Annotated in this window: 15 protein-coding genes; 7 read left to right on the forward strand and 8 right to left on the reverse strand. The window is 62.6% G+C overall.

Features of this window, described 5'->3' with window-relative positions:
- Positions 1-230: 230 nt before the first annotated feature.
- Together LKD37_RS11175 and pdxR are read right to left on the reverse strand one after the other, a co-directional pair.
- Positions 231-734 carry a GreA/GreB family elongation factor gene (locus LKD37_RS11175; protein ID WP_302929290.1) on the reverse strand — a complete coding sequence of 168 codons (504 nt, stop codon included), beginning with the start codon at positions 732-734 and terminating at the stop codon, positions 231-233.
- Positions 719-2,128, reverse strand: a complete 1,410-nt coding sequence (gene pdxR / locus LKD37_RS11180) for a MocR-like pyridoxine biosynthesis transcription factor PdxR (RefSeq protein ID WP_302929291.1) — start codon at positions 2,126-2,128, stop codon at positions 719-721. Before pdxR ends, LKD37_RS11175 begins: the two co-directional genes overlap by 16 nt.
- Before the next feature lie 107 nt (positions 2,129-2,235).
- Between pdxR and LKD37_RS11185 the strand changes: the two genes are divergently transcribed.
- Both LKD37_RS11185 and LKD37_RS11190 read left to right on the forward strand, forming a co-directional pair.
- Positions 2,236-2,751, forward strand: a complete 516-nt coding sequence (locus LKD37_RS11185) for an ECF transporter S component (protein WP_302929292.1) — start codon at positions 2,236-2,238, stop codon at positions 2,749-2,751.
- A gap of 44 nt (positions 2,752-2,795) precedes the next feature.
- The gene (locus tag LKD37_RS11190) at positions 2,796-3,395 is read left to right on the forward strand and encodes a TIGR01440 family protein (protein ID WP_302929293.1); all 600 of its coding nucleotides are present in this window, start codon (positions 2,796-2,798) and stop codon (positions 3,393-3,395) included.
- 43 nt (positions 3,396-3,438) lie between these two features.
- On the opposite strand, the gene pfkA is transcribed toward LKD37_RS11190, so the two are convergent.
- The 6 genes from pfkA to LKD37_RS11220 form a co-directional block, all read right to left on the reverse strand.
- Positions 3,439-4,419 carry a 6-phosphofructokinase gene (pfkA, locus tag LKD37_RS11195; RefSeq protein WP_302929294.1) on the reverse strand — a complete coding sequence of 327 codons (981 nt, stop codon included), beginning with the start codon at positions 4,417-4,419 and terminating at the stop codon, positions 3,439-3,441.
- Positions 4,420-4,551: 132 nt separating this feature from the next.
- Positions 4,552-5,058, reverse strand: a complete 507-nt coding sequence (locus LKD37_RS11200; protein ID WP_302929295.1) for a methylated-DNA--[protein]-cysteine S-methyltransferase — start codon at positions 5,056-5,058, stop codon at positions 4,552-4,554.
- Positions 5,059-5,189: 131 nt separating this feature from the next.
- Entirely contained in the window at positions 5,190-6,734 is a 1,545-nt protein-coding gene (locus LKD37_RS11205) for a 4Fe-4S dicluster domain-containing protein (RefSeq protein WP_302929296.1), read from the reverse strand.
- 240 nt (positions 6,735-6,974) lie between these two features.
- Positions 6,975-7,421: an Hsp20/alpha crystallin family protein gene (locus LKD37_RS11210; RefSeq protein WP_302929297.1), complete on the reverse strand. Its 447-nt coding sequence runs from the start codon at positions 7,419-7,421 to the stop codon at positions 6,975-6,977.
- 242 nt (positions 7,422-7,663) lie between these two features.
- The gene (locus tag LKD37_RS11215; protein WP_302929298.1) at positions 7,664-8,245 is read right to left on the reverse strand and encodes a nucleotidyltransferase family protein; all 582 of its coding nucleotides are present in this window, start codon (positions 8,243-8,245) and stop codon (positions 7,664-7,666) included.
- 104 nt (positions 8,246-8,349) lie between these two features.
- On the reverse strand, positions 8,350-8,493 hold the full coding sequence (locus tag LKD37_RS11220) for a hypothetical protein (RefSeq protein WP_302929299.1): 144 nt from the start codon (positions 8,491-8,493) through the stop codon (positions 8,350-8,352).
- Positions 8,494-8,874: 381 nt separating this feature from the next.
- Between LKD37_RS11220 and murA the strand changes: the two genes are divergently transcribed.
- The 5 genes from murA (at position 8,875) to LKD37_RS11245 (ending at position 13,595) form a co-directional block, all read left to right on the forward strand.
- Entirely contained in the window at positions 8,875-10,170 is a 1,296-nt protein-coding gene (gene murA / locus LKD37_RS11225; RefSeq protein ID WP_302929300.1) for a UDP-N-acetylglucosamine 1-carboxyvinyltransferase, read from the forward strand.
- A 73-nt stretch (positions 10,171-10,243) separates the two neighbouring features.
- A complete protein-coding gene (locus LKD37_RS11230) occupies positions 10,244-11,035 on the forward strand; it encodes an MBL fold metallo-hydrolase (protein ID WP_302929301.1) in 792 nt (263 codons plus the stop codon).
- Entirely contained in the window at positions 11,023-11,505 is a 483-nt protein-coding gene (rlmH, locus tag LKD37_RS11235; protein ID WP_302929302.1) for a 23S rRNA (pseudouridine(1915)-N(3))-methyltransferase RlmH, read from the forward strand. Before LKD37_RS11230 ends, rlmH begins: the two co-directional genes overlap by 13 nt.
- Before the next feature lie 25 nt (positions 11,506-11,530).
- Positions 11,531-11,845 carry a hypothetical protein gene (locus tag LKD37_RS11240; protein WP_302929303.1) on the forward strand — a complete coding sequence of 105 codons (315 nt, stop codon included), beginning with the start codon at positions 11,531-11,533 and terminating at the stop codon, positions 11,843-11,845.
- A gap of 22 nt (positions 11,846-11,867) precedes the next feature.
- The gene (locus LKD37_RS11245) at positions 11,868-13,595 is read left to right on the forward strand and encodes a phospho-sugar mutase (RefSeq protein ID WP_302929304.1); all 1,728 of its coding nucleotides are present in this window, start codon (positions 11,868-11,870) and stop codon (positions 13,593-13,595) included.
- Positions 13,596-13,707 lie beyond the last annotated feature (112 nt).

Here is a 13,707-nt window from a genome sequence, read left to right on the forward strand (position 1 = left end):
CAAAAGGACCTCCGCCGCTGGCGGAGGTTTCTTTTGAGACTGTCCAAAAAGGGCAGCGCCCTTTTTGGACAAAAGGCTTGCAGTCTGCTGCGCGCATAATTTGTTCGCTGAAAGCGAACAAATTCCACACTTGCAGACTGAGAAGTGTTTTTTGCGACGTACACGCCGCCGCAAAAAACGGATTGCAATTTATTTGCCGCCTGCGGGCGGCAAACTCTGCGAGGCTTTTTTCAGAAGCTGCCGATGGGGATGGAGCCGTCGTCGCTGCCCTTTTCGATGGAAAGAATTTGCAGCCAGTAGCCCCGGCCGCCGCCCATGTCCACCTGGACCCGGTCGCCGCTGCGCCTGCCCAGAACGGCCTTCCCCACCGGGGACTCCTTGCTGATGAGGCCCTTCAGGGCGTCCTGCCGCAGGGTGGTCACCAGCTGGATTTTCCGGGTTTTGCCGGTGTTCTCCATGAGAATTTCCACGGTGTCGTACAGGCCCGCCGTGTCGGCCCGGGAGTGGTCCTCAATGACCCGGGCGGTTTTGATCATCCGCTGGAGATAGCGGATACGGCTGTCGTTGCGGTTTTTCTCCTGCTTGGCGCACTTGTACTCGAAGTTTTCGCTGAGGTCGCCGAAGGCCCGGGCGGTCTGCACGTCCTCGATGAGCTTGGGGCGCAGCGTCTGGACCCGGTAGTCGATCTCCTCCTGCATTTTCTGGATGTCCTGTCTAGTCAATTCGTCATACATGATGGTTCCTCCCATAGCTGCGCCAGGCGGCGCAGTCCCTCCGGCAAGCGGTCCATGTCGATGCCGGCATAGTTGACAACTAATATGTGCTGGGGCGCGGCGGCGGGCTGACTGTAGTAATCCGACAGCAGGGCCAGCCGCAGGCCCATGGCCGCCGCCCGGCGGCGGAGGGAACGGTCGTCCAGGTCCGTGGGCAGCACCATAAGAAAGTGCAGCCCCGCGTCCTGCTCCAGTATCTCCGCCCGGTCCGACAGGGGACTGCGGCGGATGGCGTCAATCACGGCGTCCCGCTTCTGACGATAGCGGGTTTTCATGCGGTTGAGATGCTGCTCATACCGGCCCTGCTCCAGAAACCGGGCCAGGGTGTACTGCTCGAAGCTGGACACGGTGCAGGCGTAAAAGCCCAGCTTCTCCCGGTAGCGGGCCAGCAGGCGGGGCGGCAGGATCATATAGCTGATGCGGATGGACGGGGCGATGGTCTTGGAAAAGGTGTTCAGATAGATGACCCGCTGGTTCTCGCTGACGGAGAACAGGGTGGGGATGGGACGGCCCACAAAGCGGAACTCGCTGTCGTAGTCGTCCTCCAAAATATACCGCTCCGGCTCCTCCGCCGCCCAGCGCAGCAGCTCCTGCCGCCGGGCAATGGGCATGACGATGCCGGTGGGGTAGTGGTGAGACGGGGAGATGTGGACCACGTCCGCCGGCTGGCGGCGCAGCTGGGTCACGTCCAGGCCGCCGCCGTCCAGCCCCACCCGGCACAGGGGGACCTGGTGGGCCTGGTAAATTCTGGCGATCTTGCCATAGCCCGGGTCCTCCACGGCGTAGCGCTTCTCCCGGCCCAGCAGCTGGATGATCAGGGTGTATAGCAGCTCCGTTCCCGCGCCGATGATGATCTGCTCCGGGTCCACGTCCATGCCCCGGAACTGGCGCAGGTGGGCGGCGATGGTCCGGCGCAGGGCCGGGGCCCCGTTGGAGGGGGCGGCCCGGAGAAGCTCCGTGTCCTCCTCCAGGATGGTCTGGCGCATGAGCCGGGACCACACGGTAAAGGGGAAGTAGGACCGGTCCAGAGACCCGGTGGCCAGGTCCAGAAACACCGGCTCCGCCGGTTTTTCCGGAGTCAGCGGCGGCGGGTCCGCCGGAGGCAGAGGCCGCTCCACGGGGCTGACATAATACCCCTTTTTCTCCACGGTGTAGATATACCCCTCCGCCGCCAGCTGCTCATAGGCGTTCTTCACCGTGATGACGCTGACCTCCAGATGCTGGGCCAGAGCCCGCTTGGAGGGCAGCTTCTGCCGGGGCGGCAGGGCGCCGGACAGAATGTCCCGGCGGATGCAGCCGTACAGCTGGGTATACAGGCTGCTGCTTCCGTTTTTCTCCAGCGCATAGGTCAGCATGAAAAATCTCCTATCTGGTATTATCAAATAATATCAATATGGTTATTTCAATAATACCAGTTCTTACTATAATACAGACAGAATCAAAACGCAAGGAGATTTTTCCTATGAGAGACATGAAAATCAGAAAAATGGTACTGGCCGCTCTGATGGCGGCACTGACGTATGTGGCAACCATGGTGGTGCAGATTCCTTCCCCCATGCAGGGCTATGTGAATCTGGGCGACTGCTGCGTGCTGCTGTCCGGCTGGATCCTGGGGCCCTGGTGGGGCGGCGCTGCCGCCGGTATCGGCTCTATGCTGACGGACCTGCTCAACGGCTATGCCCACTACGCCCCCGGCACCCTGGTCATCAAGGCCCTGGATGCCATAGCGGCGGCGCTGATCGTGAAGGCCCTGGGCCGCAAGCCCTACGCCTATGTGGTGGGCGGCGTCGTGGGCGAGCTGATCATGGTGGCGGGCTATTTCGGCTATGCCTGCCTGCTGCTGGGCAAGGGCATCGGCGCGGCGGCCAGCATCCCCGGCAACCTGGTGCAGGGGGCCATGGGCCTGGTCATCGGCCTGGTGCTGTTTGTACTGCTCAAGCGCAGCAAGGCTCTGGACAAGCTGAACATTCAGTGGTAAAATAGCTTCAAACGGGAGGATTCCCGCAGAAAGGAAGTTTTATCATGGCAGGAATCGTTCATGAGGTAGAAAATACCGATCTGCTGGCCCAGGTGCGGCAGGAGTCCGCCGCCGCCGCCCGGCAGTTGGCGGAGGCCGCCCGTCTGCACAAGGGGCAGATCGTGGTGGTGGGCTGCAGCACCAGCGAGGTGGTGGGCCGCCGGGTGGGCAGCTGGTCCACGCCGGAGGTGGGCCAGGCCATTTTCGACGGGCTGCACAGCGTGTTCGGCCCCATGGGTGTGTATATCGCCGCCCAGTGCTGCGAGCACCTGAATCGGGCGCTGATCGTGGAGCACGAGGCGGTGCCTCAGCTGGACATCGTCAACGTGGTGCCCCAGCCCAAGGCGGGCAGCTCCTTCGCCACCGCCGCCTATCACACCTTCCGCCACCCGGTGGCGGTGGAGGAGATCCGGGCCGACGCCGGTCTGGACGTAGGCGGCACGCTGATCGGCATGCACCTGAAGAAGGTGGCGGTGCCGGTGCGGCTGGAGCAGGACCGCATCGGAAGCGCCATTCTGCTGGCGGCCCGGGTGCGGCCCAAGTTCATCGGCGGCGAGCGCGCCGTGTACGATGAGTCCCTGAAGGACGGATACCCGGAATTCTGAAAAAGCAATCCCTCCGGCTAATGCCGGAGGGATTGTTCTCTATTTACATACCCGTCATAACGGTCATGACCTTGAACTCCTCGGAGTTCAGGGTCTTTTTCATGGCCAGCCCCTCGTCAATGTCCAGGTCGATGATCTGATCGTCCTTGGTGCAGATGACCCGGTTGGTCTTGCCCTCGGCCAGGATCTGGACGGCCTCATAGCCCATGCGGGTGGCCATGACCCGATCCTTGGCGGTGGGGCTGCCGCCCCGCTGGATGTGGCCCAGGATGGTGACCCGGGGATCCAGGGCCAGCTCCTCCTGAATCTGGCGGCCCACGTCCACGGCGCTGGCCGCGCCCTCGGCCACCACGATCATGAAGTTGGTCTTGCCGTTCAGGCGGGCGTGGCGGATCTTTTCGGCCACCTGGGAATGGAAATCATAGGGGCGTTCCGGCACCAGCACCGCCGTGGCCCCCACGGCTACGCCCACATACAGGGCCAGATATCCGGCGTGGCGGCCCATGACCTCCACCACGGCGCAGCGCTCATGGGACTGCATGGTATCCCGCAGCTTGTCGATGCACTCCACCGCCGTGTTGGCGGCGGTGTCGAAGCCGATGGTGTATTCGGTGCAGACGATGTCGTTGTCGATGGTGCCGGGGATGCCCACCACGGACACGCCGCATTTGCTGAGCTCCTGGGCTCCCCGGAAGGTGCCGTCGCCGCCGATGGCCACGATGCCGTCCAGCCCCAGCAGCTTGCACACACCGGCGGCCTTGGCCTGGCCCTCCGCCGTGCGGAACTCCTCGCTGCGGGCGGTATAGAGAATGGTGCCGCCGCGGTTGATGATGCGGCTGACGCTGCCGGAATCCATGCGGTAAAAATCCCCGTTGATGAGGCCGGACCAGCCCCGGCGGATGCCGATGCACTCGATGCCCCGGTCCAGAGCTGAGCGCACCACGGACCGCACCGCCGCATTCATGCCCGGTGCGTCGCCGCCGCTGGTCAGCACGCCGATTCGTTTCACTGCGCTTTCTGCCATAAATGATTCCTCCCAATAGAATGCCAGAATGTTCCGAATATACCGTACATCATTTTACGACATTGTAGCACGATTTTCCTCCGGATGCAACAGGAAGTTTTCCCGGAGCGGCTGACGGATCAGCGGGGATGGTCAGGCAAATCGGGACACGTCCAGGCCCTCCAAGGCCAGCAGGCGGCGCTTTTTGTCCACCCCTCCGGCATAGCCGGTGAGGCTGCCGTCGGCGCCTATCACCCGGTGGCAGGGCACGATCAGGGAAATGGGGTTGTGTCCCACCGCGCCGCCCACCGCCTGAGCGGACATATGGGGCACCTCCAGCCGCTGAGCCAGCTGCCGGGCCAGTTCACCGTAGGTGGTGACCTCTCCGTAGGGAATCTCCTGCAGCAAGGACCACACCGCCATGCGGAATTCCGTGCCCGTCAGGTGCAGCGGCGGGATAAAATGGGGCCGCCGTCCGGCAAAATACAGGTCCAGCCAGCGGCCCGCCGCCGCCAGCACCGGGGTCTCCTGTTCCCGGGCCTGGGTCAGTCCCGGGGCAAAGTGCTTCTGTCCCGCGAACCACAGACCTACCAGGCCCGCGTCATCTGCCGCCATGAGAATCTCCCCCAGGGGAGAGCGATATCGCTGGATATAGAGCATGGCCATTCTCCTTCGCTTTGTCGATATTCATATGCTCAGTTTATGGTAGAAATTTCTGCCTGTCAAGCCTGCTGCGGGCAACGAAAAAGCCATTCTGCCGCAGCGGAATGGCTTTTTGCGAAATTCGGTGCTCAGTGACGGGCCACGGGGTCCCAGTTCTCCTCATCCTCGCGGATGATCTGCAGATACTCGGTATAGTCCGACTCCACGGGGTTGCTCTTGGGGGCCTGGGCCTTATACTGCTCCAGCAGACGGCGGGACTTCTCCGGCGGCTGGACGGTACCGGCGCCGGCGATGCAGCCGCCGGGGCAGGCCATGCCCTCCAGCAGATAGCCGTCGTATTTCCCGGTGCGGGCCATGCGCAGCATCTGGCGGCACTCCCGCAGGCCCTCGGCATACACGGTCTTGACCTGGCGATCCGGCTCCAGCTTCTCAATGACCTTCTCCACCGCCTTGGCCACGCCGCCGCTGGCGGCAAAGCCCACGCCGGGGGCGGAAGCCTCATACTGGGCCTGCTCGTCGGGGATCTGGGAGAAGTCGATGTTCTTGGCCTCGAACATGCCCCGCAGCTCCTCAAAGGTCAGGACGAAGTCCACATCGCTGCGGACGCTGCGGCGGCTGGCTTCCAGCTTCTTGGCGGCGCAGGGCCCGATGAAGGCAATCTTGCAGTCGGGGTTCCGGCGCTTCTGGAGCCGGGCCGTCAGCACCATGGGCGTCATGGTCATGGAGATATACGGTGCAAAGCCCGGGAACTCTTTCTTAGCCATCACGGACCAGGCCGGGCAGCAGGACGTGGCCATAAAGGGCTGCTTCTCCGGCACCACCCGCAAAAACTCCTCCGCTTCCTCGATGGCGCACAGATCCGCGCCCACGGCCACCTCCTCCAGGCCCGCAAAGCCCAGCTCCTTCATGGCGGCCTTGATCTGGCCGGGGGTGACCTTTTCGCCGAACTGGCCCCAGAAGGCCGGGGCGATGATGGCGATGACCTTTGCTCCGCCCCGGATGGCGTGGATCAGCTGGAACAGCTGGCCCTTGTCCACAATGGCACCGAAGGGGCAGTTCACCAGGCACATGCCGCAGTTGACGCACTTGTCATAGTTGATCTGGGCCCGGCCGTGGTCGTCCTTGCCGATGGCATCCATGCCGCAGGCCTCCTGGCAGGGGCGGAAGAATTTGATGATGGCCTGATAGGAGCAGGCCGCCTTGCACTTGCCGCACTTGATGCACTTGGTCTGGTCGATGTGGGCCTGGCCGTGCTCAAAATAGATGGCCCCCTTGGGACAGGCGTGGGAGCAGTGACGGGCCAAGCACCCCTGGCAGGCGTTGGTGACCTCATAGTGGGTGTCGGGACAGGCGTGGCAGGCGTATTTGATGATGTTGATCAGCGGGGGATCGTAGTATTTCTCGGCAATGGCGCTTTCCTCCACACCGTCGGACAGCAGCGTATGCTCGGACACATCCCGCAGGGGAAGGCCCATGGCCAGGCGGATCCGCTCGCCCACAATGGCCCGCTCCAGGAAGATGGACTCCCGGACGGTGCCCACCTCGCCGGGCATCAGCTCATAGGGCAGCTTTTCCATGCGGGTGTAATAGTCTCCGCCCTCATAGGCCAGCTTCGCCACCTCGGCGAACACCTTTTTGCGCATGTCGGTGATGGTGCACTGTAAGTTTCTCATGTTTTTGTTCCCTTTATCCTCGTTCAGAATCTGTTAAGAACCGTTGTCGTTGGGGCAACAGCTTTATTTCAAAACTTATTATAATCGAAAGTGAAAAAAAAGACAATACCCCGGGAACATATTTTTTTCGCACGCTGACAATTTTTTATCGCGGCAGCGCAAAAAGCCCCCCCGGCGGGATTTCCCGCCGGGGGGCCGATTCATTTACGAGTCCCGGCACGTTACCGGGGCGTCGGAGGGTCACTGGATCTGGATGGTGGAGTTCTTGGGCAGCTGCTTGTGCTCCTTCTTGGGGATGGACAGCTGCAGGATGCCGTTTTCAAACCTGGCGGCTACCTCGCCGGCCTCCACATCCTCGCCCACATAGAAGCTGCGGCTGCAGGACCCGGCGTAGCGCTCCTGACGGATGTACTTGCCCTTCTTGTCGGTTTCGTCCTTGTCCAGGCCCTTGGCCGCCTGGATGGTCAGATAACCGTTCTTCAGCTCCACATTGACCTCGTCCTTCTTGAAGCCCGGCAGGTCCACGTCCAACTCATAGCTGTCCTCCGTCTCCCGCACGTCGGTCTTCATCAGGTTCTTGCTGTGCTTGCCGTACAGCGGGTCGTGACGCTGGGGCATTACCATCATACCGAAAGGATCCGTAAAGAAATCATCAAACAGGTTCTCACCAAAAATGCTAGGCAACATAAGTCATACCTCCATTCAATTTCCGGGCGGCCTACGGGCCGCACCGCCGAACTTTTGTTACCATTACATACAACATTTTCTGTTCCTCTGGGGGGCCTCTCGCGGTCCCTCTCTCAAGGAACAACTGTATCATAGCACAAATTTTAGCACTGTCAAGCGTCGAGTGCTAATGTTCACAAAGCATCTTATGTTTGTTCATAAAATATACGATTTTGCCCCGTCCGGGCCGGACGGGGCAAAAATTATCGGCATTTTTCTCCGGTGAGGACCTCCAACGCCTGGGGGGTGTCCACGTCGGTAAGCTCCTGGGGCGGGGCCTCCACCAGCAGCAGCAGGTCCGGATGACGGCGGATCACGGCGCTGCCGCCGTGGTCTCCCTCCAGAGCCGTCAGCTCCGGAAACAGGCTGGCCGGAAACAGGCAGGGATTTCCCCGGACGCCGTCATGGGCCAGGGCCGCCAGCCGGTCCGGATGGCGGCGGAACGCCTCCACCAGCCGCTCCACGCTGTCCCGCCGTAGAAGCGGCTGGTCCGACACCTGGAACATCACTCCGTCCATGTCCTGCATATGGGCCATACCCAGGGCGATGGTGTGGCTGAGCCCCAGGTCGGGCCGGGAATTCTCCACCGGCAGAAAGCCCATCTCCCGGGCCAGGTCCATGCCCCGGGGATACTGGGTCACCACCGCTACCCGGTCAAAGCACGCCGCCGGAACGGCCTCCAGCGCCCGGCGCAGCAGGGTCTTTCCCTCCACCCGGGCGTCCAGCTTATTGCTGCCGAAGCGGCGGGCGTTTCCCGCCGCCATAACGATGCAGCCGATTTTCATGGGCATTTCCCCCTTGTCTTATCGTTCCTTCCAGGTCCCCGGCGACAGCATCACCAGGATGGGCATCAGCTCCAGGAGGCCCAGCAGCATCCACAGGATCATCATCAGCTTGCTGCCCGCATCGGACATACCGCACCTGCCCCGGAGGACCGTGGCAGCAGCGCCAGAGACAGCAGTGGCAGCACCATGCACCCGGCCTCCACCCACAGGGTATAGCCCAGGACCTTAATGACCAACGGATAATTCATGCCCTCTCTCCTTCACATTCTGCACCATTTTACGGCACAAAATACCAATTTAATTATATGCTCCGCCTAAAATCCTGTCAAGCACGATGGGCGAATTTGCGGTTCCGTGGACCGCATTTCATGCTGCCGGAGAGAAAGCAGGCCCGCCTGATGTGCTGTGCGAAACGTTTGGGATGGCGGGGCTTCCGCAGGTGCAGCTGCTAAGCTACGCAAATAATTCAAAAAGAATTGCCGTCTTTGCTTGCTATTTTTGAAAAATATGATATACTGAATGAGTGTGCGAATTGATACTTCCTGCGGATTGCCGTATGAAGTTTTCCACCCGTGGGCATGATAGACTCACGGACATATTTCTACACTACCTAAGAGAGGGTGCCTGTTTTGAATAAGTATATCATTCATGGCGGCCGTCCGCTGATGGGCGAAGTCACCATCAGCGGCGCAAAAAATGCCGCCGTTGCCATCATTCCCGCCGCCCTGCTGGTGGACGGGGTCTGCCGCATTGAAAACATCCCCCAGATCAGCGACGTGACGCTGCTGTTCTCCATTCTGGAGGAGCTGGGGGCTCGCGTCCGGGTGCTGAACCGACACACGGTGGAGATCGACAGCCGCCATGTGCACTCCACCCAGCCGTCCTTCGAGCTGGTGCGCCGGATCCGGGCCAGCTATTACCTGCTGGGCGCGCTGCTGGGCCGCTTCGGCAAGGCTACTGTGGCCATGCCCGGCGGTTGCAATTTCGGCGTCCGGCCCATCGACCAGCACGTCAAGGGCTTCCGGGCCATGGGCGCGGGGGTCACCGAGGGCAATCTGGTCCAGGCCGTGGCCAAGGGCGGCCGCCTGACCGGCGCTGCCGTGTATCTGGACATGGTCAGCGTGGGCGCTACCATGAACATCATGATGGCCGCGGCCTTGGCCGAGGGCACCACCACCATTGAAAATGCCGCCAAGGAGCCCCACATTGTGGACCTGGCCAACTTCCTGAACTCCATGGGCGCAGACATCAAGGGCGCAGGCACCGACTCCATCCGCATCCGGGGCGTGGAGAAGCTCAACGGCGGCACCTACTGCATCATTCCCGACCAGATCGAGGCCGGTACCTATATGGCCGCCGTGGCCGCCGCAGGCGGACGGCTGCTGATCCGCAACGTGATCCCCAAGCACATGGACTGCATCTCCGCCAAGCTGACGGAGATGGGCGTCACCGTGGAGGAGGAGGACGACACCCTGCTGGTGTCCCGGTCCGGGCCTCTGCAGCGCACCAACGTCAAGACCCAGCCCTATCCCGGCTTCCCCACGGATATGCAGCCCCAGATCGCGGTGGTGCTGTCCCTGGCCCAGGGGACCAGCCTGGTCACCGAGGGCGTATACGGGGCCAACCGCTTCAAGTATATGGACGAGCTGCGCCGCATGGGCGGACAGGTCCAGGTAGACGGCCGGGTGGCCGTGATCGAAGGCGTGGAGTATCTCACCGGCGCGCCGGTGCAGGCCTGCGACCTGCGGGCCGGTGCGGCCCTGGTGATCGCGGGTCTGGCGGCCCGGGGCGTCACCGAGCTGACCCAGGTGCAGTTCATCGAGCGGGGCTATGAGGACCTGGTGGGCAAGCTCCGCTCTGTGGGGGCGGATATCCGCGTGGAGGAGATCCCCGAGGCCCAGGAGGCCGAGGCCCACATCGGCTGATACGGCATTTTTCACGGCGTCCGCCGCCATCCGCGGCGGATGCCGAATTTTTCTGTGAGGTAAGCGCATTTTGATGACCCTACATACCCTGTCCAGCGGCTCCCAGGGCAACTGCCTGCTGCTGTCCGACGGCGGCACCCATATCCTGGTGGACGCCGGGATTTCTACCCGCCGCATCAAGGCGGATCTGGCCCAGCTGAAGCTGTCCATGGATGAGCTGGACGGCATTCTCATTACCCACGAGCACACGGACCATATTTCCGGCCTGGCCACGCTGATCAAGCACCACCACATTCCCCTGTACGCAAGTCCCGGCACCGCCCGGCAGCTGGCGTATCGCCTGGCGGGGGTGGAGCCGCTGCTGCGGCCCCGGGACCCCGGAACCGAATTCTGCATCGGCTCCTGCCGGGTCACGGCCTTTGCCACGTCCCACGACGCCGCCCAGAGCATGGATTACCGCATCGACGGCTCCGGCTCCGTTGGCATTCTGACGGACACCGGCTATGTGACCCCGGAGGCGGAGGAGGTTCTGCCGGGGGTGGGCATGCTGGTGCTGGAGAGCAACCACGACGTGGACCGCCTGCGGTCCGGGCCGTATCCCTATCCTCTGAAGCAGCGGGTCCTGGGAAGCCAGGGCCACCTGTCCAACGAAGATGCGGCGGCTTTTGCCGCCCGGATGGCCGCTTGCGGCACCGGGTGCATCGTTCTGGCCCATCTCAGCAAGGAGAACAACACGCCCCAGCTGGCCTATGACGCGGTGGACCGCGCCCTGCGGGCCGGTGGGGCCCAGGTGCGGCTGTATGTGGCCCCCCGGGACGAGCTGAGTCCCGCCTATGAGACGGAGGGGACGCCATGCAGAAGATAACCGTCCTCTGCGTGGGGAAGCTGAAGGAGAAGTTCTATCAGGAGGCCGCCGCCGAATATGCCAAGCGCCTGGGGCGGCACTGCAAGCTGGAGATCATCGAGTTGCCGGAGAGCCGCCTGCCGGAGGACCCCTCGGCGGCGGAGATTCAGCGGGCTCTGGCGGCGGAGGCCGCCGCCATCCGGGAAAGGCTGCCCCGGGGCGGGGCCGTTATCGCCCTGTGCATCGAGGGCAAGCCCTGCTCCAGCGTGGAGCTGAGCCGCCGGATGCAGGAGCTGGCCGTGTCCGGAAAGAGTCAGCTGACCTTTCTCATCGGCGGCAGCGTGGGCCTATCCGAGGACCTGAAGCGGCAGGCCGACTGGCGGCTGTCCATGTCGCCTATGACGTTTCCCCATCACCTGGCCCGCATCATGCTGCTGGAGCAGATCTATCGGGCCTGTCAGATCGCCGCCGGTACGAAATATCACAAATAAACTTTCATTTCAGGAGGTATCGCATATGGACAATTCCAAGTGGGCCTTTGCGCCGGATGCGCCGGAGTGGCCCGTCAATGCCAAGGGAGAGAAGGAGAGGGCGGTTCTGCTGACCAGCACCTTCGATTCCACCGCCGATGCGGATATGCTCATCTCGCTTCTGGCGGCCTATCGCATCCCCTGCTTCAAGTATTTTGACTATGAGGGCGGCGCGGGGAAGGTCATCAACGGCTTTTCCGGCTACGGCGCCAGCCTGTATGTTCCGGCCTCCCTGCTGGAGGACGCCAAAGAAATTCTGGAGGCTGAGCCGGTGGAGGAACCGGAGCAGCCCCAGGCGTAATAGAAGGGAAGGAGATTTTCTGATGGACTACATGCGGGAATATGAGAAGTGGCTGGCCTCTCCGGCGCTGACTCCGGAGGAGCACGCCGAGCTGGAGAGCATCCGCGGCGACGAGAAGGAGATCCGCGAGCGGTTTTACGGGCCGCTGGAGTTCGGCACCGCCGGTCTGCGGGGCACCATGAAGGTGGGCCTGCACCAGATGAACGTCCATGTCATCCGCTGGGCCACCCAGGGCTTTGCCAACGTCATCTGCGCCGAGGGGGAGGAGGCCAAGCGCCGGGGCGTGGCCCTGTGCATGGACTGCCGCAACCACTCCATGGAGTTTGCCCGGGCCGCCGCCGAGGTCTGCGCCGCCAATGGCATCCATGTGCGGATTTTCGAGTCTCTGCGTCCCACGCCGGAGCTGAGCTTCGCCGTCCGGGAATACGGCTGCCAGGCGGGCATCAACGTCACCGCCAGCCACAACCCCAAGGAGTATAACGGCTACAAGGTCTATTGGTCCGACGGCGCCCAGCTGCCGCCTCAGCACGCTGCCGCCATCGCCCGGGAGCTGGAGCACATCGACATTTTCACCGGCGTGCGCCGGATGGCCTATGACGACGCGGCGGCCCAGGGCCTGATCCAGGTCATGGGCCGGGAGACCGACGACCGCTTTATGGCTCATGTGATGGCCATGGTCAACGACCGGCAGTCTATGGCCCAGGTGGCCGACACCTTCAAGATGGTGTACACCCCCTTCCACGGCTGCGGCTGGCAGCTGGTGCCGGAGGCCCTGCGGGGCCTGGGCGTGAAGCATCTGTACTGCGTCAAGGAGCAGATGGTGCTGGACGGTAATTTCCCCACGGTGGCCTCCCCCAATCCGGAGAACCCCGAGGGCTTCTATCTGGCCATTGACCTGGCCAACCAGGCGGGGGCGGACTTCATCCTGGGCACTGACCCGGACAGCGACCGGGTGGGCATCATGGTCCGCAGCCACGACGGCTCCTTTGTGCCCGTTACCGGCAACCAGACCGGCGTGCTGATGCTGGACTACCTCATCGGGGCCATGCGCCGGGCGGGCAAGCTGCCGGAGCATCCCTATTTCCTGAAGACCATCGTCACCACCGAGATGGCCCGGAAGGTGGCCGAGGCCAACGGCGTCACCTGCTGCGATACCTTCACCGGCTTCAAGTTCATGGCAGAGAAGAAGAACGAGCTGGAGGGCCAGGGCAAGGGCCAGGTCATCATGAGCTATGAGGAGAGCTACGGCTATATGCTGGGGGACTACGTCCGGGATAAGGACGCCGTTACCGCCTCCCTGATCCTGACGGAGATGGCCGCTTGGTACGCCGCCCAGGGCATGACCCTGTTCGACGCCCTGAACGCCCTGTACGAAAAGTACGGCTATTACGGCGAAAAGACCCACAATCTGGTGATGCCCGGCCTGGACGGCCTGGAGAAGATGGCTCAGCTGATGCGGGACCTGCGGGCAGATCCCCCGGCCGCTATTGCCGGGGTGGAGGTCCTGCGCCGCAAGGACTATACCGACGGCAGCGTCATCGACTGCCGCACCGGCGAAAAATCCGCCATGGAGCTGTCCGGCAGCAACGTGCTGCGCTATGAGCTGACGGACGGCACCACCATCCTGGTGCGGCCCAGCGGCACCGAGCCCAAGATCAAGGTCTATGTCCTGACCATTGGCGATGGCCCTGCTGCCCGGGATGAAAACCTCCGCAAATATGGCGAGTGGGTCAAGACCCTGCAGCGGTAATACGACCACTATAACGAAATACCCCCTCATGCAGGACGATAAACCGGCATGAGGGGGTATTATTGTAAGCAGAAAGGCTAAAAAGTGGGACAGCGCCATGGCGGCGCTGTCC

It is taken from the genome of Brotocaccenecus cirricatena, assembly GCF_020687045.1.
Taxonomy (GTDB): Bacteria; Bacillota; Clostridia; order Oscillospirales; family Oscillospiraceae; genus Vescimonas; species Vescimonas cirricatena.